The following is a 20030-nucleotide window of genomic DNA, read 5'->3' as shown; positions in this document are numbered from 1 at the left end:
AAACACCAACTCCTTAGAACGCAGGCTCCCTTTCAATTTCAAGAGGCTTTGCTCCCGGTATGGTCACATCGATCGTCTTAATTGTGAAATCTGTTGGAGGATCGGTCTCAGCAGGATCGGAATCATAACCGATGAGCTCCCAGTCGATCGCTGTTGCAGTTGAACCGTGGCAATCAGCACACTCCAATGGAGCTGCCATTCCTACATCTGAACCTGCAATGTTGTGGCTCAGCCTGTAGTAAAGATCAACTGTCCTCAGTACAGCGTTCGGATAATCGGCTTCACCATCAGCATTTCCGTCATAGCTTCTCATTTCTTCCACGGTGACAGTACCATCCAGATCTGCATCAGCAGCTTTCACATGTGCTACTGGTATTACATCGCCGGCTTCCTTGCTTGTGTCTGGTGATCCTGCTACCTCAGGGTTCACGCCTGCATCCCACCAGATACCGGTCACAATATTGAAAGGTGCAAGTTTCACATCTGCATCGTCCTTTCCATCAGCGATCCTCAGTTCGTCCTCACCGACACCATTGGACCATGCAACCACTGGCTTGATCGTATCCATCTTGTAAGAGTCAATGCGTTCGCCATTTGACCAGTCAAAGGACTCAAGTGTCGTTCCACCCGGAAGTTCTCCTGCCGGAAGTGCTGGAATGTGACATGTTTCACATTCTACCACCTCAAGGTGAGCATCAACGATAGGGCCATGTGAGATCCCTGCATGGCAGTCTGCATCATCGCAACTGCGGGTCTCAGCTTCAAGTTCGTGGACCTCTTCAACGTCTGATTTTACGAAAAGACTTGACTGTGAGATCTCATGACATTCAGCACATTCCACCTCAGCATGTACATCATAATCCTCATAGTCCGGTGCAGACCACATTACAGCAGTTGTAGGTACATTTGCAACGTGGCAGTTGTCAGAACATGATTCCTTTACAGGAGCACCGTTGACGGTGTCGTGGAACAATAATAACAGTGGAAGCGGAGTAACAGCGTTTGAGAAATAGGTGAACTTTCTTACATTATCTTTCTGCACTGCAGCATTCGCATCGATCATTGCTGCTTCATTTGCGTTCTCGAAATCCCCTTCGCTGAACTTCATAGCACGTGCTTCAAAATCATACATGCCATATTGCTCGTGGCAGATCATACAATCCACATCTACACCATACTCTTCAAGCGCTCCGCCACCTGGATGATAAGCACCATAGAGTTTGACCCATTCTTCTTCTCCTTCTGTCTCAATATCAAAGTTTGTCAGTGGGTCCCATTCATCGATATCCCTCTGGATATGGGTATTAGTCTCCACATGATCACTTACTGTGAAATGACAGCCTCCACAGCTTGAATCCGACCATTCACCTTCAGTCATGTAGTGATTGGCGATCGCTTCATTGCCACTGTAACCCAGGCTAGCGAAAACCCCTGCAAATGCGAAAATGAAAATGGCAGCTGCCAGTAATATAACCTCTAATCTTGCCATCTGATCCCCTCTCAATCCTTTACTACGTCCTCCAATTCCCTGAGGACAACGCCAATAATTGTAGTAAGATGCTGTTCTTCCAGAACAGCCATATCATCAGAAACATACTTGTGAAGGTCGAAGCTCTTGGGAATTTCCCTTACATTAAAATCAAAGACCTTATCCAGAAGGCCTTTCTTTGGCGTTATGCCCAAAAAATTAACATCCAGGCGTTTTCCGACCTGGTGTGCTTTCACTTCGATCTTGTCCAGCGGAGAACCGGACTTTACATAGATCATGTGATGATCGGCACCAAATTGTTTTTCGATGCCCTTCCAACCATACTCCTCTATGATCTGATGAATTGCAACCGCGAGGTACTTGTCCTTCCCTGTACTTCCTCCCGGTGCAACTCCTGCACTAGAATCACTCATTCTTACACATCCTATCATGAATAATAATTAACATCTGTAGACTGTTTTATTTGCCAGAATCACTGATTGTCAATATTTATAGGTTTCGAAATAAGCTTAATATTAAGCATATCCATCCCTAAGGCATGAACAATAAAACAGTTCTATTGATAGTATTAATCGTTATAGTTACGGTTTCATTCAGTGCATTATATGAAGAGCAGGAGAGTGGTTTTCCTGAACAGAATGAAATTGTTTATACTGATGTTCGCAGCTTAATGGACACTACAGTTACAATTTTGATCTATGATTCTGACGGGGAACACGCGGTACATACTATTGATAAAGCTTTTGAAAGAGTCGCATATACCGATAGTATCCTAAGCACTTACAGCAACGAAAGCCAGGCAAGCATCCTTAATGAACAGTCCAAACTGGAAGGAGCTTCACCTGACCTGATCTATGTTGTTGAGCGCTCGACATATTTCTCAGAGATAAGCGAGGGTGCATTTGATATCACCATCATGCCGATACTCGACCTCTGGGCTAGCAAGTTCAGTCCCGGCGGAACATATCAGCCCCCTACCCAGGAAGAGATAAACACAACCCTTGAACTTGTTGATTACAGAACTATCGATATCGAAGGTAATAATATCACAATGGAACCGGGAATGAAGATCGCTCTTGGAGGAATAGCAAAAGGATATGCTGTTGACCAGGCTGTAGAAGTACTGATCTCAGAAGGCATAACCAGTTGTTTTGTTGATGCCGGAGGAGATGGCAGGTATATTGGTACAAAACCTGATGGAAGTCACTGGACAGTAGGACTCCAGAATCCTGACAAGCAAGGGGATTTCATTACAGTAATGCAGCTTGAAGATATGGCCGTTGCAACAAGCGGAAACTACGAGCGCTATTTCAGTGATGCTGCAAAGGTCTCCCACATTTCAGATCCAAGGACAGGATACTCGGTGAACGAACTGATCAGTGCAACAGTAATTGCAGAAACGACCATGGATGCCGACGCTCTGGCAACTACTGTTTTCGTGCTCGGGGAAGAGCAAGGACTGCAACTCATCGAATCCCTTGAAGGTGTTGAATGCCTGATCATAACATCTGACAAAAGGATACTTCGCTCAGAAGGCTTTGCAGAATACGAGACAACAACCAATTAAAGACAGAACCGGAATAATAAAAGGAATAGTGATCAACCGATCACATTCCTCCACTTTTTTAGAGCGATATTGAAAAAGAGAGACTATAGCTCTTCATTTCAGCATGACCTCATGAAGAGTTTCATATATCGGACCCTGCGGTGTGAGAGTGCTCTTCTTTAAACTTATCCTGTCAACCACCATGTTTCCAATTTCAATATCACTGAGCTCATCTAGCAGTTCAAGGAATTCCTCCCTCTGACCTGAAGGCATAAATTTAATTCTCGCAAGGGTGGCATGTGCAGTGAATTTCTTTCGATCCTTCTTGAACCGGAACTTTGAGAGACATGATTCTACCTCATCATGGAGCACCTCAAAGTTACCTTCAGCACCCAACCAGACAACCCTTGGTGCTTTAGGGTTTGGAAAAACTCCGACACCTCCAATAAAAGCATCAAAAGGCTTGCATTCCACTTCCCCCAATGCTTCTGCAACTTCCGACACCATTGGATCCTTTACCTCTCCGATGAACTTCATAGTGACGTGCACAAGTTCAGGATCAACCAATTTCAACTTCAGACCGGAAAAACGTGATTGTATGCCACGGACCTCATCACGGAACTCTTCCGGCAGATCGACTGCAACAAATATTCTGGCCATATAAAGAAGATGGAGGATATAGCTGTTAAATGATACTGTTGAGGAAGAGGGTGATCCGATATAGATAATATATATAATCGATTATTACCATAATTAATCATACAAAATATCAGAGGGAATGCATGGATACTAACATTACAACAAAAATACTGGCAGGACACGCGGTCCAAATAGCTGAAGAGCTGGAAGCTCCTGCCATAATAGTATCCGGAGACATTGATCTTCATGAGTTTAAGACCAGCATCCCCATATATTATGTGACCAGACGACAGAAAAGTATAATCGATAACCTGATCTCCGACACCGGTGATGAAGGTGACCACCTGAAGAAGATCATTGAGCCCATAAACAGGGAAACATCAGGGAATGTCCAATATATCGAAGAGGCAGCAGCTATCGAACATATAATCGGAGAGCTCAGGGAAGGCACAATAGTCGGCTTGATCCAGACAAAGGAATCAAGCGCAATAGTGATACATGAGATATCACAGAGCCCGCTTATCAGGGTCCTTCAGGAATGTGAGGAAAGGATAGAACCCGAGGTCATGCGTGCGGTACTTACAATTGCATTTGATATTGCCGCAAGCGGAAGGGAAGGTCACAAGATCGGAACTGCATTTATACTGGGAGACACCGATGAGGTCATGGAGCGTTCCCACCAGATGATACTCAACCCCTATGCAGGCCATAAGAACGAACACAGGGATATACTGGATAAAAAGAACTGGGAGTCTATCAAGGAATTTGGCCTTCTTGATGGAATTTTTGTAATATCGGAAGATGGCCTGGTCCATGCTGCAGGAAGATACCTTGATGTTGATGCAAAGGACATCGACATTGAAAAGGGTCTTGGTGGCAGGCATGTCTCAGCAGCCGCCATCACAAGGGACACTTTTGCAATAGCAGTGACAATATCCGAATCAGGAGGTACTGTCAGGGTATATATGGACGGGAAAGAACTACTTTGCCTGGACTACATCGAAAGACCTGCACTGGGCAGCACCAGGCAAAAGCGTTGATGGCCACTTATTTTTCAGATGCTGAATCTCAACATTGCTGCTATGCCACCAAGAGAATGTAATTTCTGCCCCGGCTCGAACTCCGTGCTGAATACCACCATTGTACCCTGTGCATGCTCGACCTCCTGTATCATGGCATCGATGTTGCCCTCTTCCCTTTCAAGCCTAAGCAACTCGTCAGCTATCAGAAGTGTTTCCACGGCACCATAATCAATGGCTTTTTTTACCTCATCCATACCATATGCGACCTTCCCCCCAAGGGCCATTTCTTTTAAAAGATCGTCCATCAGCGAGGATTCCCTTGCAATACGGGATTCTTCCATGATCCTGTCAACTGCCCCCCTTTTGAGGACTTCCTGAAAACCGGACATACCTATTGAAGATGTGTCCTCTACCAGAATACCGGTTGCAAGCTCGGGGTCCTTCGAAGAGATGTACTTCAGCAGGTCATCTTTGGTAAAACCCGGGCCTGCAACTACCACCGACTCTGTGCCGCACATGGCATGCATCAATTGGTCCAGGATGCTGCTGAAGAATACCTCGCGAAGTGTCCCCTCACCCTTACCGGTCGATTGACGGATATGAGAATACACCTCTATACCGTAATGGCGGACAAAACCGATGTCTGCATCCCCTTCCTCGATAGCCACGATAATGACCTTTGGCCTTTTGGAAACAGCCTCCGCTTCATTCACACGCTCTACCTGGTCCTTTTTCCAGTGCTTGATTATAGAAAGAGCTGTACCCTCCTCTATATTGAGAGTATGATGATAACCGGCATCCATACCATGCTCAATAAGACCGTGTACTCTGAGGCGGTTCGAGAACTTATGGAACTCAAGATCCTCCACCCTGATGCCAAGCCTCACATTCTTTTTCTCAGCTTTCTCCGGCCGGAGCTTGTCGGTGGCGGAGTCTGCTTTCCTTTTGGTAAGAGCAAATACAAGGTCACCTTTCTCGATGATATATTTAAGGTGCCATAGATCATCCAGTGTCTCCGGAGTAAGAGCGATCTCACCTTCCTTATTTCCCTTCAGTTCTCTTTTTGTTACTCTCATGATAATACCAACAATTTACACGGTCATATATCCATACTTACCGGATATCATTTCTTGATATCAGATTCTCCCGGAGGCAGCCTCTTTGCAATTATGTCCGGAGATGCTATCTGCTTGACAAAGGACGGGTCCTTCAGTTCATCCACATAGATACGATAGACCTTCTTCGCAATATCGTTCTGGTTGAACTTACCAGGAACAATTTCCACGACGTACTTGCCGGAGTTCTGTATAGCTGATACCGGACCTCCGATAACTCGGGTCTCGGCACCAAGTTCCAGGCCTACAGCAGCACCTACAGGAACGTCCCTGTAATAATTACGCTCCCCGCGAATGATGAAAGAACCTTTTTTCAGGTATTCTCCCGATTCGGGTGTCTTTGAGACCTGCTCAGGTTTCACCCAGTAGCAATCACCACTGAACTGGCCGGATTTCCAGACACTGGAATAGGATACCACGAACCTTGCAGCTTCCTCAAGGGTCGTTTCAGGAACATCCTTCCCTTCGGTCTTGATGATCGTGATAGGTGCTCCGGGAGCCTGGGTATGGAACACGATGTCACGTTTCTCCATGTACTTTTTCACAAGCTCCTCGTTGGTATCCGCATCTCTTCCTCCAACAATAAGGAACCCATCTGAAGAAAAGAACCACCTGAACCGGTCATACCAGTGTTTCTTGAAGAAAGCTTTCCTCTTATTGGACATCTTCTTCTCTTTCTTCTGCATTGCGATCTTTGTATCCTCGATAGCACGCAGGGCACCTTCACGTTTTCGGGTCAGTTTCTTGGCCTTATCATAAAAGATCTGTGCATTCTGTGGAACGGTCTTGCGAATACTTATGCTTGCTTTGGTACCATCAAGATCCATCACAATGATACCTTCTGCAGGATCGATACTCTCGATGGTGCGTGCCGCAGGAAGGTCATCCTTTGCCTTTTTGAGGATCGAACGGATCTCGTCCCAGGAATAGCCTTTATCACGTGCATTCTCCAGAATAGAAAGCAACTCCTCAATGTTCTGGTAGTGCTCATATATTTTCTCTGCAATGGTGGTGAGCCTGTTTGCATCCTTTTCGAAATTTTTGATAGCTTCTTCCTGTTTGCGAAGCCTTCTTTCAAAGACATCCACCTTTTCTTTCTTAATGGCAACTACCTGCTCGATCACTTCCTCAGATGCCTTCTTCCCGAAGAACTCATCAAGGGCCTTATTGAAGGAAGGGAAGAATTCCTTTTCATCGGAGGAATACTGCTCAAGTTCCAGAGGGATGACATCTACTGCCTCAAGCCCATCTTTGACCTTCTTTTTGACAATACATGGTTTCAGCTGCTTCTCTGTTATAGGAGAGAACACGACCTTCACAGCTTCACAAAGAGCTAGCACATCATCATGACCTGCCTCCTTTGCTGCTTTGCTCTTGTCAATGCCTGCTCTGAGACAGACCTCCTCTGCAAGAACACCACCAAGATTGTACCTTGTAGCTATGGTCCTGACAATATCGGAGGTAGAGGATGCAAATACTTCAGCCATCGCATCCTCTTCCACATCAAGAGGGCTTAACTGGGCTTCCGGATATTCATATATCTCACCGCTGCGAACCCTCCTTCCCCTGAAGGTCACCGGATTCATCGGCAGGATGATCCTGCGGTCGCTGTCGAGAAGAACAATATTGCCTCTTGCGAACAGCTCACACACAAGTATGGTCTCAATTCCACCGCGGATCACTCCGATCTCAATGATCCTGTCAAAATCATACTGTTCAACAGAAGTGATCCTGCCACCCATAATGTGCTTCCTCAGCAACATGGGGAATGCATGAGGTATCTTGGGGCTTGGACGCACATACTGGGTCATGTGAGCCCTCTTGCCTGCCTCTATCACCAGATTGTCACGCCCTTTTCCGAATATGAAAAGATGGATCCTGATCTCACCGGGAACAGGCTGGTATATCTTACCGATCTTTGCATCGATAAGGGAACCTTCAACATCAACATTACCAAGTTCGGATACAAGAGCAGCCACATCTGCGCTCGTCATCTCCTGTTTCATAGATGCTTATAGCGTTCGACCTGACTTAAGGTTTATCCATATTTGTAAACGCAAGTTACGCAAATTGAAGTAATAAAGAAATAGGATTAAAACATCAAATAACTGGAGTCGCGATAAGCAGACAATATCATCAGGAAACAGGCAATGAACTTTAAGACAAAATATTTCCTCAAATCGAAGTTCCAGGAATATTACAGGACGGCACAGATACACATCCCTTCCAGGCTGGAAGCCCGTGAGTGGGGATTCATATCTTTTGACGAGATGCCGGAAACGGTAATGAGAAGACATAAGTCATTCGGATCCACAGGTGAGGTAGAAGAATATATGGCAGGCATGGCACCTGCACATGCATACCATTCCGTTGCATACTACACCTACCCCAGTGCACCCACCATGAAGGAAAAACACTGGCTGGAAGCAGACCTCATCTTTGACCTTGATGCAGACCACATCCCAGGTGCACCAAATTCATATTCCGAGATGCTCGACCATGTCAAAAAAGAGACATTAAAACTGTATGATTTCCTGATAAACGACTTCGGATTCAATGAAGATGATATAAGGGCAGTCTTCTCAGGAGGAAGAGGATACCATTTCCATATAGAAGACCCGCGTGTACGCACCCTTGAAAGTGCAGAACGAAGAGAGATCGTGGACTATATCAGCGGAAGAGGACTTAACCTTGATCGGATATTCTACAAGAAATCGGTCAGTGGTGATGCAGGAAGCGAGAACGCAAAGATGAACATGCTGTCTTCCGAGAGCGAAGGAGGATGGGGAGGAAGGATAAACAGATATCTGGTATCCTATCTTACCGACCTCGCAGCCAAGGAAGATGCAGTAGAACTTTTCACCGGATTTAAAGGTATAGGCAAAAAGACCGCGGAGAAAATGGTAGATATATTAAGGGATGAAGGTCAGGTCGAACTGCTGAGGAGAGGGAACATGGAAGCCCTTTCAAAAGTCAATAAGGATATAATACAGACCCTTGCATTGCAGGCAGTCAACGACATGTCAGCAAGCGTGGACGAGCCGGTCACAGGAGACATAAAGAGGTTAATACGCCTTGGAGGATCACTTCACGGAAAATCAGGGATGAAAGTCACGTCGCTTTCCATATCCGAGCTTGAGAACTTCGAACCGCTGACAGATGCTGTGGTGTTCTCGGACAAGCCGGTAAAATTAAAAGTGATAAAGCCTTTTGCAGTACAAATGAAGGGTAATGACCTCTATGTTGAGGAGGGTACACAGGAATTACCTGAATACGCAGCAGTGTACCTGATGTGCAGAGGTGCAGCAGAATATGGACCGTAATGAGCTAAAGAATATACTCCGGGAAGAAAATAGTTCCGCCTTAAGGTCATTGCCGCCCGGATTCTACAGAATGGTGGACGAGTATATCCATGAGCTTGAAGACGAGATCCGGAAGATCAACAACCCGCGTTCTGCTGAATCGAAGATACTTGAGGATGAGCTCCAGAGTGCTATCAATGACGTGGAGACCATATTTATTCGAAGGATACGAAAGATAACATCAAGGGCCACATCAAATGCATTCTCAAGCAGTTCACCAAGACAGGACCTGGACAAGTTACTTCCCGCAGAACAGACGGTATACGAAGCAACACTTTCAGCGATACAGGTCGCAAGGAATCAGTTGCTGGAGCCGATACTTGATCCTGCATCAATGACAACCCCTGTTAAGAAGCAGGAAGCGACGGGATATGATCAAAACCCACAACATTACCCACAACATGATACAGAAGATAAAATAATAGAACAAACGTCACAAGGAGCAGCAACATCCCGGGCCCATACAGAGGAGAGCAATGTGGATGAGCCGGAGATACCCAAAAGGAATATAAATGAAGAGTACTTTGTTGTCCGAATATTGAAAGACCTACCGACATTTAATGCTGTAGATAATCGGAATTATACTACCAAAGCAGAAGATGTTGTTGTTTTACCGGCAATGAACGCAAATGTTCTGGTAAAACGAGGTGCTGCTCATCTTATCACAAAAATAAACGATTCGAATTAATAAAAGGTGTAAATAATGAAAATCCCAAAGAGGTTCAGAACATATTGCCCATCCTGCAAAAAGCACACTGAACACATTGCAGAGAAAGTCAAGAAAGGCAAAGCATCGTCCATGACACACATTGCAAGACAGAAGAAGAGGCAATCAGGCATCGGAAACAGTGGAAAGTTCTCAAAGGTTCCTGGAGGAGACAAGCCAACCAAGAGAGTACAGCTCAAATACCGCTGCGCCGAGTGCAACAAGTCACACCAGAGACCATGCTTCAGAGCAAAGAAATTCGAGTTTAAGGAATGATAAAAATGGCACAACCAAAAAGCAGATTTTTACGCGTAAAATGCAATGACTGCTCCAACGAGCAGGTCATCTTCGGCAGTGCAAGCCGCAATGTAACCTGTCTGGTATGCGGCAGGACACTCGCAGAATCAACCGGCGGAAAGTCAACAATCACAACACATATCCTGGAAGTACTTGAATAAAGTGGTGTAGAATGGATAATAACAACTGGCCAGAAAGCGGCGACTTCGTAGTTTGTACTGTAAAGAATGTGGTCGACTTTGGGGCCTATACCACTCTTGAGGAATATGGAGGAAAGGAAGGTTTCATCCATATCTCCGAGATCAAGGCAGGATGGGTAAAATACGTACGTGATTACGTCAGGGAAGGACAGAAGATCGTCTGCAAAGTGCTGGACGTAGACCCTACCAGACGTCACATAGACCTGTCCTTAAAGGATGTCAACGAACATCAGAAGCGTGCGAAGATCCAGGACTGGAAGAACGAACAGAAAGCTGAGAAGTGGCTCCAGTTCGTAGCCGAGGACACAAAGACCAGCCCCAAGAAGATGGAAGAGGTCAGATCCATTCTCATGGAAGAGTTCGGAAGCTGCTACACTGGTTTTGAAGAAGCTGCTATCAGCGGGAAGGAAGCTTTTGAAGGGATCGACATCAGCAAAAAGCTCGCCGAAAAGATAGTCGAGATCGCTCAAGAGAACATTAAACTTCCATTCGTAGACATCGCAGGATACGTGGACCTTACCTCCAACAACCCGGACGGTATCGAGATAATCAAGAAGGCATTGAAGGCAGCTTCCAAGATCAAAGAGGAAGAAGTCAGGATCAACATCACGTACACAGGTGCACCCAGATACAGAATAAAGATCATTGCACCTGATTACAAGACTGCAGAATCCGTTTTGAAGAAAGCTTCTGAAAAAGCTATTGATTATATCGAGAAGAAGGGAGGAAAAGGAATTTTCCACCGACATATCGAATCATCAAAGGCGTGATGTTACATTGGGATACAAGATCAGAAAGTGTACTCAATGCAATATTTACACATTGAAGGAAAACTGCCCGGCATGTGGAAACCCTTCGGGAAATCCACTTCCGGCACGTTTTTCACCGCTTGACCCATATGGCAAATACCGCCGAATATCCAAAAGGAGAGAAATGGAACATGCGTGAAACAACCGTGGTTCGCCTTAAAGATGATATCCAGCTGAACAACCCGATCTTCCTTGTAGGGCTTCCGGGGGTTGGACATGTTGGAAAACTTGTTGTAGACCATCTGGTCGAAAAGCTGGAAGCTGAAAAGGTTTTTGAGATATATTCCCCTCATTTTCCGCCACAGGTAATGGTAAACGAGGACAGTACCGTCAAGCTTGTCAATAACGAGATATACATATACAGCGGCGGTGAAACAGACCTCGTACTTCTTGGAGGAGACCACCAGAGCACAACTACAGACGGTCACTATGAACTTGCAGGAATTTACCTCAAACTTGCCGACGAGCTGGGTGTTTCAAAGATATACACACTCGGAGGATATCCCACTGGCAAGCTGGAACATATCGATGAGGTAATGGGTGCTGCAAACGATCCCGAACTCGTGGAGGAACTGAAAGAGTACGGTGTTACGTTCAAAGCCAGCGAGCCCGGAGGGGGCATCGTCGGTGCATCAGGACTTATACTTGGACTCAGCAAGTTCACAGATATGAAAGCTGCATGTCTTATGGGACTTACCTCCGGATATCTCGTTGATCCGAAGAGTGCACAATCACTGCTTGCGATCCTAAGCAAGCTCATTAACATAGAGGTCGATGTGACCGAACTTGAAGAGCGTGCAAAGGACATGGAAAAGATCGTTGCTAACCTTATGGAAGCAAAACAGCAGCAACCAGGCGTATTGAGAGATACTGCCGTTGAAGAAGATCTGAGATACATCGGATAAGGTGGGAAAATGCAGATCAATGCTGATCTCCACCTCCATTCTAAATATTCCATGGCATGCTCCAACAAGATGGAGCTGCCAGCAATTGCCGTAGAGGCTAAGAAGAAAGGTATTGACCTTGTGGCAACAGGCGACTGTATTCACCCAAGATGGCTTGATGAGATCAAGTCAGCCGCTACGGATGATGAGACCATTCTCATCAATGAAACTTATTTTATACCTACAACTGAGATCGAGGACAAGGACCGCGTCCATCACCTCCTGATCCTGCCATCCATCTCGAAGGCCGAGGAGCTGGCAGAGACCATGTCAAAATACGCAGACCTTGCTGTGGATGGCCGCCCCACAGTAAAACTCGATGGCTGTGAGATAGCGCAGATAGCAAAAGACATTGGTGCACTGATCGGACCCTGCCATGCATTCACTCCATGGACAGCCCTGTATGCATACCATGACTCGCTGGAAAGCTGTTATGGGGACCTCACAGACTACGTCTCCTTCGTGGAACTGGGACTAAGCGCAGATACCGATTACGCGGACCGCATCAGCGAACTTCACAGGCTGACCTTCCTGACAAATTCGGATGCACATTCCCCCTGGTCCAACAAACTTGCACGTGAGTTCACCCGATTAGAAGTTCCATCGATCGATTTTGAAGGACTGGAAAAAGCGATCCTTCGCAAGGAAGACTACAAGGCAACCCTGAACGTCGGATTCTTCCCTGAAGAAGGAAAGTACAACGAATCCGCATGTATCAAGTGCTTCACCCACTACACCCTAAAAGAAGCCATTCAGAACAACTGGCGCTGCCCCCAGTGCAGGGGACAGGTCAAGAAAGGCGTGTGCGACAGGGTGAACGAGCTCGCTGATCTGGAAGAACCGCTACATCCCGACCACAGACCGGATTACATCCACATCGCACCCCTTGCAGAGATCATCATGATGGCACTTGGCCATGCCAGCATCACCACCAAAGGGGTAAAGACCGCATGGGAAAGCCTTGTGGAAAAGTTCGGCAACGAGGTCGCAGTATTGCTGGACGCAGAACCGGAACAGCTCGATATTGTCAATCCGAAAATAGTCGATGCGATAATGGCATTCCGAAACGGAGAGGTCATGATCCACCCCGGAGGCGGAGGCCAGTACGGCCGGATAGAGCTACTAGACCCTGAAAACAAGCCAAAGGCAGACCCACCAAAACCAAAGAACCAGAGCTCCCTTTTCGACTTCTGACCCTCTTTTTCGACACCTATATAAGCCATAAACACCTTCAGAAACAACAATGCCGGGGTGGCAGAGCGGACTAATCCAACGGTGAATTTACAGCCGCGGAGTCTATACGCGGCAGGCTCGAGACCTGTTTCTCCTAACGGAGTGCTTGGGTTCAAATCCCAACCCCGGCGTCTTATTACGACCCCAATTTTAATATTGAAGCTTGTTTTTGAGAAAAGTAACCCTCATTAAATTCAATCAAGCTTCCCGTAATGGTTCTTCCACTTATCAGCCCTTTTGATAAATTCCTCATAACCTTCCTTTCGGATAAACTCAATTGATTCCCTGCATTTCCTGCGCGAGTAGCCTTTACTGTACCACTCCTGAATTATATCACAGGATTCCCACTCCGGGCAATCGGCACAGGTCTCATACCCCCTGTCCCTGAAACAGCACAGCTTCATCCTGCATTTCGCCCTGTTGATGGCCCGTTCTCCGGTGCTATAGCCAAGCTTGCAACCCTTGCATAAACCATTAAGGAATTCTTTGCAGGTCTTGCAGTAGGCACCGCAGCAACCTATCTCAATTACAGACATTTATCCTCACCCCTTAACTCCGGATCACCACTATAATCCTTTAAAGATATGCTTATTAATAGATTACCTTCCACAGCTCTGCCAAATACCTTATATCCCAGATACCCCTAAAGGCTGCTTCCTACTGAAAAACGAGGCGAAGAAAGTGAAAGGATGGATATTGTACAAACATTCCGAACTGGAGCTAAAACCTGAAACTTACGAGATCAACCGGCTTCTTGACGTTGCTGAAAAGAACAATATTGAGATGAGAGTTGTCAGGCCTGAGCAGTTCGAGCTTATTGTCACAAGGGATGACAGGAAAAGTGTTCTTCTGGAAGGGGAAATCGTATCTCTCCCTGATTTCCTGCTACCCAGAATGGGGGCTGAGACCTCATATTTCGCACTGGCCATTATAAGGCACCTGGAAAGGCTTGGCGTCCACACATTCAACTCATCCCACAGTATCGATACGGTAAAGGACAAGCTATACTCCCAGCAGATACTCGCAGAAGCGGATATCGCATTCCCTAAGACAATGCTTGCAAAGCATCCGATAGATGTCAATCTTGTAGAAGAGCAATTTGGATTCCCGCTGGTCGTAAAAGCACTTTCAGGCTCAATGGGAAGCGGTGTGTTCCTTTCTGAGAGCAGATCCAACTTCATAGACCTGATGGAGCTCATACGTTCAACAAGAAGCAATGTTAACTTCATAATTCAGGAATTCGTGAAATCCAGCATGGGGCGTGACCTTCGTGTGATGATAATCGGAGGGCGTGCTGTTGCCTGCATGGAAAGAGTGGCTCCGGAAGGGGATTTCAAGGCCAACTTCTCAAGGGGTGGAATGGTCAGGTCCTTTGAGATGACGCCGGAAATAGAATGGCTGGCCACTGAGACTGCAAATGTCTTCGGACTGGACATCGCAGGAATTGACCTTCTCTTTGACGGGGAACACTTCAAGGTCTGTGAAGCGAACTCATCACCTGGTTTCGAAGGAGTGGAAAGCTGCTGTGACGTGGACATCGCACAGGCAATGTATGACTTCATCCGGGTAAGGCTCGGAATGTTCCCGGAAGATGAAGAATAAGAAGAATTAGACAAAAAAATGGAAGAACTGAACTGAGAAGAAAAGAGATTCTTATAACTCAGTCGACCATTTTGTAAGAGATCATGCTACTGCTTCATCTTCAGCAATATCATACACACTATGAACGTTATCAAACCTGTAGATGATACCGCTGTGGATCATGAAATAGATATTCTTCTGAGGATCATGGATAACCCTTGCATCCATGTCCATGGCAGCATCCACAAGATCTTGAAGAGAAGCTACATTCACTTCCACCATGGAAACCGCCTCAGCAGGGAAAGCACCTTTACTAATGAAATCATTGAACTTGGTATACTCAACTTCCACTTCCAGACGCCTGATGTGTGAAGAAGGGACCATTCCCTGTTTCCTGACCATACCGAGTAGCAAGATCATGACCATGACCGAAATATATGACAGAATAGGACCTAACAGCCCTGAGATGGATGGTGATCTTTTCACATACATGGTTTCATAGTTTTCAACCGTGTTCCTGAACTCAAGGTCACCGGGGATCTGATAATAAGAAGAGCTTATGACCAGAGGCATACTGAATTCTTCTACTCCTTTGATATTCTTTCCGTCCACCTTACCGTCATATTTGACATATGTGACAACTTCGATCGCTGTCCCCTGGGAGTAACCAATATCATCCTGCACATCCTTGACCTTGGATTGAATCTCAGGAATATCCAGAGAAAATTCATATGAGAACTCCCCATCTTCTCCGTTCTTGAGTGGAGTGGTGGATACAGGATACACCTTCTGCCAGAATACCTTTTCCTCTGCCCCCACATTACCGGAACTGCTGGCGATCAGGAAAGTATCACAATCTATATCCAGCTGCACTGGATCTGTTGATTCAAGTGCATACGTGAAAAAGACATCCATGGTAGGAGACACACTTAAGAAGTATGCGGGATGTTCGGAATCAAGGATCTCACCTTTGGCATATAGCGGATTTGAAAGAGTTACAGGAGCAATATAATCGTAATTGGCTGAATGAGTATATGAAGAAGCTACAACTTCCACTTCTTCGTACTGATCATCAGTATATTCAAAAACTGTCGAGGTGGTCCAGGCTATCGAAAGAATAATGAGTACACCCAGAACGATATATACAATCCTGCTGTTCTGCACAACCTGATTCCTGATCTTAAGATATGTTACATTCAATTAAATTCCCCCAAATTTAATGTTTTGCAATGACATACAATACTTGTGATTGAACATACAAATTTACTGATATTTGTAATTACTATAGGAAATGAACTATTAAATGAATTGAAGCTTTCTCAGCCTTCGTGACATATTTCGAATAATCAAATACCTCTTTTGACTTTTTGTTCTTGCTTTCCTGAACCATAAAGGCATGGAAATGACTACAGCAAGAGATGAATAAAGGACTACAATGAAGAAGACAGGAAGATATGGATTTACCTGAGCCAATAGAATTATCCACAGAACCGGCAGAACATACGGCACCGATGTCACACCCACCCTCATTGGATCAGAGGTGGTCTTTACAAGGGATTCGCTCACTGGAGGTAACACCGAATACCACGATTCGATATTAACTACCTCAGTAGTATCACCCGGCGTTATTACTGAAACGGACGACAGGTATCCATCATTCCTGAAGACGTATTCCCCGTCAAGGTTCGTATTCCCGTTCCCACCCAGATTGGGAGCAACAAGCATCATCAAAACCAGCAAGGTTGTCAATACTACCCCTCCAAGGACCCTGCCATGCACTATATGGGGTCTGGCTCTTACAGGCTTTCTTTTTTCCCTTTCCAGCTTCCTGGCAGTGACTGAATTACTGTACTGGATGATCTTTTTAACTTCATCCATAATAAGAACAAAAGCTGGAAGTATGATTGTTATCAAAACCATCAGAGAACCCTTGCTCGCCTCCACAAAATAACCTGCAAATGGTATGACAAAGACCATTTTACCCACAAGTTTGGACGCAGGGACTGTGTATATATCCTGACCCTTGTTGGCATCCCCTTTCGTCTGGAAGACACGCTCTTCCCCTTCCTCAATTGATAGGATCCTGTGAGTAATGAGAGTATCAGAGTCTCCACCAGGATCATTGTAGGCTATGACATCACCTACTTCGAGCTGATCAGGGGAAATGGACTTCACAACCACCATGTCACCTGGCCGCATCACAGGATCCATGCTTCCGCTCAGCACTATAAGAACCTGAGTGGCGCCAGTTATGACAGGAATCACGAAAGTAACACCTACAATTAAGATAAGGATGGAAAGCATTGCCAGGCAGGTGTTATTTTTCTTCATGATATCACATTAAGATACATTTTCTGGACCCGTCAGCCATGATAAAATAGATGTCGATAGGACCAGACACCGGTGTGACAAACAGGAATAGAGCCTGGAAAGAGTTCTCAGGACCAATGGCAACATCAACACCATCAATAATCTCCCCATGGCTCACACTTCCACTGAAAAAGGGTTCGCCACCTACCATAATATCTATGACGTTGCTAGAATCCGATTCGGTGATGTTCCACCCAATTTGGACCCTGTCAATTACAATTTCTTCGTCACCAATATTTCCTAAACTGATATCGATCATATCCTGATCATCAGTGACCCTGCTTTGAGGAACATTCACCTCAAGATAATCAGCCTGATCCCCCCATACCCCCACTGTTATGGAATTACCTAAACTACAATCGCTATCATTAACATATGAAAATGTACCACCAAATGACGTTAGCGAAATTACCAATACCCCAAAAAGAAATATCTTAATGAAATATTTCATCCCAAAACCCCCATTACCTTATAGAATTACGTATTTCAAGAATTATAACTATGATGGCAGGCATAATTACAAGTGTGACCAGACCTCTTGTTGTAGCTGCAAAATGTACCAGAGTGCCAAGAAAAGGGATCTTGAAGCGCACTGTGCCCACTACATCTCCGGGAGCTACAATGTAGCTGTCTGCCTCTGCACATGCATCACCTTTTGTCCTGTACCCCCCATTTGCCACACTCACTATCCTATGAGTTACTATATATTTTTGCGTGTCAACTTGATGTCGATAGGATATGATATCACCCACGGCAAGGTCCTGACTGTTTGTTGCCGTCACTACGATTATGTCACTGGCTGTTATGGTCGGTTCCATACTAAAGCCAGTTACAGTCATGAAATGAACCGGACCCATCGGTACCATGGTAAATATCATCGGCATGGTCACAATGATAACCAGCATTGTGCTTATGGTGTTTATAACATTCATATCTTTAATTATGCCTTATGATTAGCATTCTTGGATCAACGTGACCTCCACGATCATATCTAATAAAATCACCTATAATCCATCTGTGAAAAAGACATAAGTGCCAGTTCATCCAAGTGAAATCAGCTTTGTTTTATCCCCTAAAAGGAAAAAGCGGGAGAGAACCCGCTTATTTAATCATCGTCTACAAGATTAGGACCAATATAGGTAGGTTCTTCTCCAGTATAGTCAAGCTGCTCTGCATAGAATATCTCGGTGAAAGTGCAGGTGTCTCCCTGAACCCAGTTCTTTGCTTCTTCATTCATGTGGAAGCTCTGATAAACTTCAATCAATGTTTCGGCTGGAAGTTCTGCAGCGTTTCCATCAGGACCAAGAGCAAATACATCACCATCCCTGTCCATAGTGAAAAGACGTTCATAATCGGCGTACTCGACAACTACAACTGCGGGGGCATCATTCTCATTAATAACGCCGTTACCTGTAGTGTCTACACGGTACGAAAGGTCAAAGACTATAACTTCGCCAATTCCCCAATCTTCAGAACCAGGATGGGCTTCTTCCCACTCTTTTTCAGGCTCGGATAGTTCTCCACCATCTTCCTCAAGATCTGTAATTGATAGTGAGACATAACCAGGATTATTGTGGAGCATTAACTGCTTTGTAACAACAAACTCCCGTCCTGGTTTCATGTCTGGTATTTCTACCAAAATAGGCACAGGAATAACTTCATCATTTCCATCAAGAATACCTCCACCATTAACTTCCAGGTCGATCATTCCCGTAGTAATTGTATTTCCTTCACTCGAATCCGTGTCACTGATTACTGCCCATGTTCCTGTACCGGCTGAGGCTGCCACCACGCCGATTACAAGAAGGCTTAAAAATACACTTTTGTTTATCATATCGTACCACCTAATTTCTTTTGTTTATAGATCAGAAACCTGCAGGATCTCTGCAATGTTTCCAGCCGGATCGAACAGATGAATCTCCGGGGAACCCCCGTTGCCCCATCGATCAATCGACATATACGAGAAGGATTTTTTTGGTTATAGTTATTGGCGGATTACCGGGCAGATATAGTGGTTAATGAAGAATTACTGGTATCAAGAGGAGTTGTAAAAAGAAGGAGAGGTAATAATTCATTAACAGGATTAATGTGGGAATACCTCTAAATATGGAAAAGTATCTGAAGAAGATCACTCAAATATGGATCTTTTTCATGTGGGCAAGTTGGGCAACAGAGGAGATGAGGAACAACATATCTATGAAAAATAGCCATTGTATTGCAGAGACAAACTCAAAGAATCCGGAAAATATGAGCAGGCTGCCAAATAAAGCTACAATGCTGAGACCAACGTAATAGTGACTCCAGGGAATATCTCCGTTATCCACAGTTTCCAGGTAAACACTGAAATTGCTGGCCGCAGGCATAAGCTCGACGCAGTCTTCCTCACGGTCGTATCTTACAATACCTACAGCCTCCATCTTAGGCAGATGAGTCTGGAGCAGAGACACGTATATACTCTTTCTTACTTTGCTTTCAGGAGTAGGACTCCCTGACTCAATTTGTGCAATCTCCTCCGAAATGGAGCGCAAGCTACTGCTTCCATTAGAGTTCAGTATTTCCAGAACATGTCTTCTACGATCATTCTGAAGAATAGAGAAGATATCACTTTTACATAGCTATGCATACCCTTCGTCGCTGAAACTCAGCCCACCACGATCTGAATTCATACACCACACCCCATATTATTCAACAGACACAATGAAAGATCCTCATTGAGA

General features: G+C 45.2%; 23 protein-coding genes and 1 tRNA gene. 12 read left to right on the top strand and 12 right to left on the bottom strand.

Features of this window, described 5'->3' with window-relative positions; all coding sequences use genetic code 11:
- Positions 1 to 13 precede the first annotated feature (13 nt).
- Positions 14 to 1489: a methanogenesis multiheme c-type cytochrome gene (gene mmcA / locus ACR3I3_RS04615; protein ID WP_440953392.1), complete on the bottom strand. Its 1476-nt coding sequence runs from the start codon at positions 1487 to 1489 to the stop codon at positions 14 to 16.
- A gap of 11 nt (positions 1490 to 1500) precedes the next feature.
- A complete protein-coding gene (locus tag ACR3I3_RS04610; RefSeq protein WP_440953391.1) occupies positions 1501 to 1902 on the bottom strand; it encodes a hypothetical protein in 402 nt (133 codons plus the stop codon).
- 125 nt (positions 1903 to 2027) lie between these two features.
- On the opposite strand from ACR3I3_RS04610, the gene ACR3I3_RS04605 reads away from it, so the two are divergent.
- Positions 2028 to 3056 (top strand): FAD:protein FMN transferase, encoded by a 1029-nt coding sequence (locus tag ACR3I3_RS04605; RefSeq protein WP_440953390.1) that lies wholly within the window; start codon positions 2028 to 2030, stop codon positions 3054 to 3056.
- Positions 3057 to 3149: 93 nt separating this feature from the next.
- Here ACR3I3_RS04605 and thpR read toward each other — a convergent pair whose 3' ends face one another.
- Positions 3150 to 3695: an RNA 2',3'-cyclic phosphodiesterase gene (thpR, locus tag ACR3I3_RS04600; RefSeq protein ID WP_440953389.1), complete on the bottom strand. Its 546-nt coding sequence runs from the start codon at positions 3693 to 3695 to the stop codon at positions 3150 to 3152.
- Between the two features lie 122 nt (positions 3696 to 3817).
- Here thpR and ACR3I3_RS04595 point away from each other — a divergent pair, with 122 nt between their 5' ends.
- A complete protein-coding gene (locus ACR3I3_RS04595) occupies positions 3818 to 4714 on the top strand; it encodes a DNA integrity scanning protein DisA nucleotide-binding domain protein (RefSeq protein ID WP_440953388.1) in 897 nt (298 codons plus the stop codon).
- A gap of 14 nt (positions 4715 to 4728) precedes the next feature.
- Here the strand turns inward: ACR3I3_RS04595 and ACR3I3_RS04590 are convergent, their stop codons facing one another.
- Positions 4729 to 5772: an mRNA surveillance protein pelota gene (locus tag ACR3I3_RS04590; protein WP_440953387.1), complete on the bottom strand. Its 1044-nt coding sequence runs from the start codon at positions 5770 to 5772 to the stop codon at positions 4729 to 4731.
- Positions 5773 to 5819: 47 nt separating this feature from the next.
- Positions 5820 to 7817 carry a ribosome rescue protein RqcH gene (gene rqcH / locus ACR3I3_RS04585; protein WP_440953386.1) on the bottom strand — a complete coding sequence of 666 codons (1998 nt, stop codon included), beginning with the start codon at positions 7815 to 7817 and terminating at the stop codon, positions 5820 to 5822.
- Positions 7818 to 7961: 144 nt separating this feature from the next.
- On the opposite strand from rqcH, the gene priS reads away from it, so the two are divergent.
- The 9 genes from priS to ACR3I3_RS04540 all read left to right on the top strand — a co-directional run bounded on the left by priS (position 7962) and on the right by ACR3I3_RS04540 (position 13493).
- The gene (gene priS, locus ACR3I3_RS04580) at positions 7962 to 9134 is read left to right on the top strand and encodes a DNA primase catalytic subunit PriS (RefSeq protein ID WP_440953385.1); all 1173 of its coding nucleotides are present in this window, start codon (positions 7962 to 7964) and stop codon (positions 9132 to 9134) included.
- Positions 9124 to 9861, top strand: coding sequence for a DNA replication complex subunit Gins51 (locus ACR3I3_RS04575; RefSeq protein ID WP_440953384.1), 738 nt, complete (start codon positions 9124 to 9126; stop codon positions 9859 to 9861). Before priS ends, ACR3I3_RS04575 begins: the two co-directional genes overlap by 11 nt.
- A 15-nt stretch (positions 9862 to 9876) precedes the next feature.
- The gene (locus ACR3I3_RS04570) at positions 9877 to 10155 is read left to right on the top strand and encodes a 50S ribosomal protein L44e (RefSeq protein ID WP_440953383.1); all 279 of its coding nucleotides are present in this window, start codon (positions 9877 to 9879) and stop codon (positions 10153 to 10155) included.
- 5 nt (positions 10156 to 10160) lie between these two features.
- Positions 10161 to 10337 carry a 30S ribosomal protein S27e gene (locus ACR3I3_RS04565; RefSeq protein WP_440953382.1) on the top strand — a complete coding sequence of 59 codons (177 nt, stop codon included), beginning with the start codon at positions 10161 to 10163 and terminating at the stop codon, positions 10335 to 10337.
- Positions 10338 to 10348: 11 nt separating this feature from the next.
- Positions 10349 to 11146, top strand: coding sequence for a translation initiation factor IF-2 subunit alpha (locus tag ACR3I3_RS04560; RefSeq protein ID WP_440953381.1), 798 nt, complete (start codon positions 10349 to 10351; stop codon positions 11144 to 11146).
- Entirely contained in the window at positions 11079 to 11324 is a 246-nt protein-coding gene (locus ACR3I3_RS04555; RefSeq protein WP_440953380.1) for an RNA-protein complex protein Nop10, read from the top strand. Before ACR3I3_RS04560 ends, ACR3I3_RS04555 begins: the two co-directional genes overlap by 68 nt.
- Positions 11317 to 12090: a proteasome assembly chaperone family protein gene (locus ACR3I3_RS04550; protein ID WP_440953379.1), complete on the top strand. Its 774-nt coding sequence runs from the start codon at positions 11317 to 11319 to the stop codon at positions 12088 to 12090. The genes ACR3I3_RS04555 and ACR3I3_RS04550 overlap by 8 nt, the downstream gene beginning before the upstream one ends.
- A gap of 9 nt (positions 12091 to 12099) precedes the next feature.
- Entirely contained in the window at positions 12100 to 13323 is a 1224-nt protein-coding gene (locus ACR3I3_RS04545; RefSeq protein WP_440953378.1) for a TIGR00375 family protein, read from the top strand.
- 51 nt (positions 13324 to 13374) lie between these two features.
- Positions 13375 to 13493: transfer RNA gene (locus ACR3I3_RS04540), tRNA-Ser, on the top strand.
- A 63-nt stretch (positions 13494 to 13556) separates the two neighbouring features.
- Here ACR3I3_RS04540 and ACR3I3_RS04535 read toward each other — a convergent pair.
- The gene (locus ACR3I3_RS04535) at positions 13557 to 13898 is read right to left on the bottom strand and encodes a DUF3795 domain-containing protein (protein ID WP_440953377.1); all 342 of its coding nucleotides are present in this window, start codon (positions 13896 to 13898) and stop codon (positions 13557 to 13559) included.
- 145 nt (positions 13899 to 14043) lie between these two features.
- On the opposite strand from ACR3I3_RS04535, the gene ACR3I3_RS04530 reads away from it, so the two are divergent.
- Positions 14044 to 14964 carry an ATP-grasp domain-containing protein gene (locus tag ACR3I3_RS04530; protein ID WP_440953376.1) on the top strand — a complete coding sequence of 307 codons (921 nt, stop codon included), beginning with the start codon at positions 14044 to 14046 and terminating at the stop codon, positions 14962 to 14964.
- Positions 14965 to 15045: 81 nt separating this feature from the next.
- Here ACR3I3_RS04530 and ACR3I3_RS04525 read toward each other — a convergent pair whose 3' ends face one another.
- The 6 genes from ACR3I3_RS04525 to ACR3I3_RS04500 all read right to left on the bottom strand — a co-directional run bounded on the left by ACR3I3_RS04525 (position 15046) and on the right by ACR3I3_RS04500 (position 19865).
- Complete coding sequence (locus tag ACR3I3_RS04525; RefSeq protein ID WP_440953375.1) at positions 15046 to 16143, bottom strand: DUF5305 family protein; 1098 nt, start codon at positions 16141 to 16143, stop codon at positions 15046 to 15048.
- A gap of 99 nt (positions 16144 to 16242) precedes the next feature.
- On the bottom strand, positions 16243 to 17274 hold the full coding sequence (locus tag ACR3I3_RS04520) for a signal peptidase I (protein WP_440953374.1): 1032 nt from the start codon (positions 17272 to 17274) through the stop codon (positions 16243 to 16245).
- A gap of 4 nt (positions 17275 to 17278) precedes the next feature.
- A complete protein-coding gene (locus tag ACR3I3_RS04515; protein WP_440953373.1) occupies positions 17279 to 17764 on the bottom strand; it encodes a hypothetical protein in 486 nt (161 codons plus the stop codon).
- Positions 17765 to 17777: 13 nt separating this feature from the next.
- Positions 17778 to 18245, bottom strand: coding sequence for a signal peptidase I (locus ACR3I3_RS04510; protein ID WP_440953372.1), 468 nt, complete (start codon positions 18243 to 18245; stop codon positions 17778 to 17780).
- Positions 18246 to 18418: 173 nt separating this feature from the next.
- Complete coding sequence (locus ACR3I3_RS04505; RefSeq protein ID WP_440953371.1) at positions 18419 to 19147, bottom strand: hypothetical protein; 729 nt, start codon at positions 19145 to 19147, stop codon at positions 18419 to 18421.
- A 298-nt stretch (positions 19148 to 19445) separates the two neighbouring features.
- Positions 19446 to 19865 (bottom strand): DUF7344 domain-containing protein, encoded by a 420-nt coding sequence (locus ACR3I3_RS04500; RefSeq protein ID WP_440953745.1) that lies wholly within the window; start codon positions 19863 to 19865, stop codon positions 19446 to 19448.
- Between the last annotated feature and the right edge of the window lie 165 nt (positions 19866 to 20030).

Origin of the sequence: Methanococcoides mangrovi (assembly GCF_052057775.1) — an archaeon.
Classification (GTDB): domain Archaea; phylum Halobacteriota; class Methanosarcinia; order Methanosarcinales; family Methanosarcinaceae; genus Methanococcoides.
Note: the sequence above shows the minus strand (reverse complement) of the source record. Positions and strands in the feature narration are given on the sequence as shown.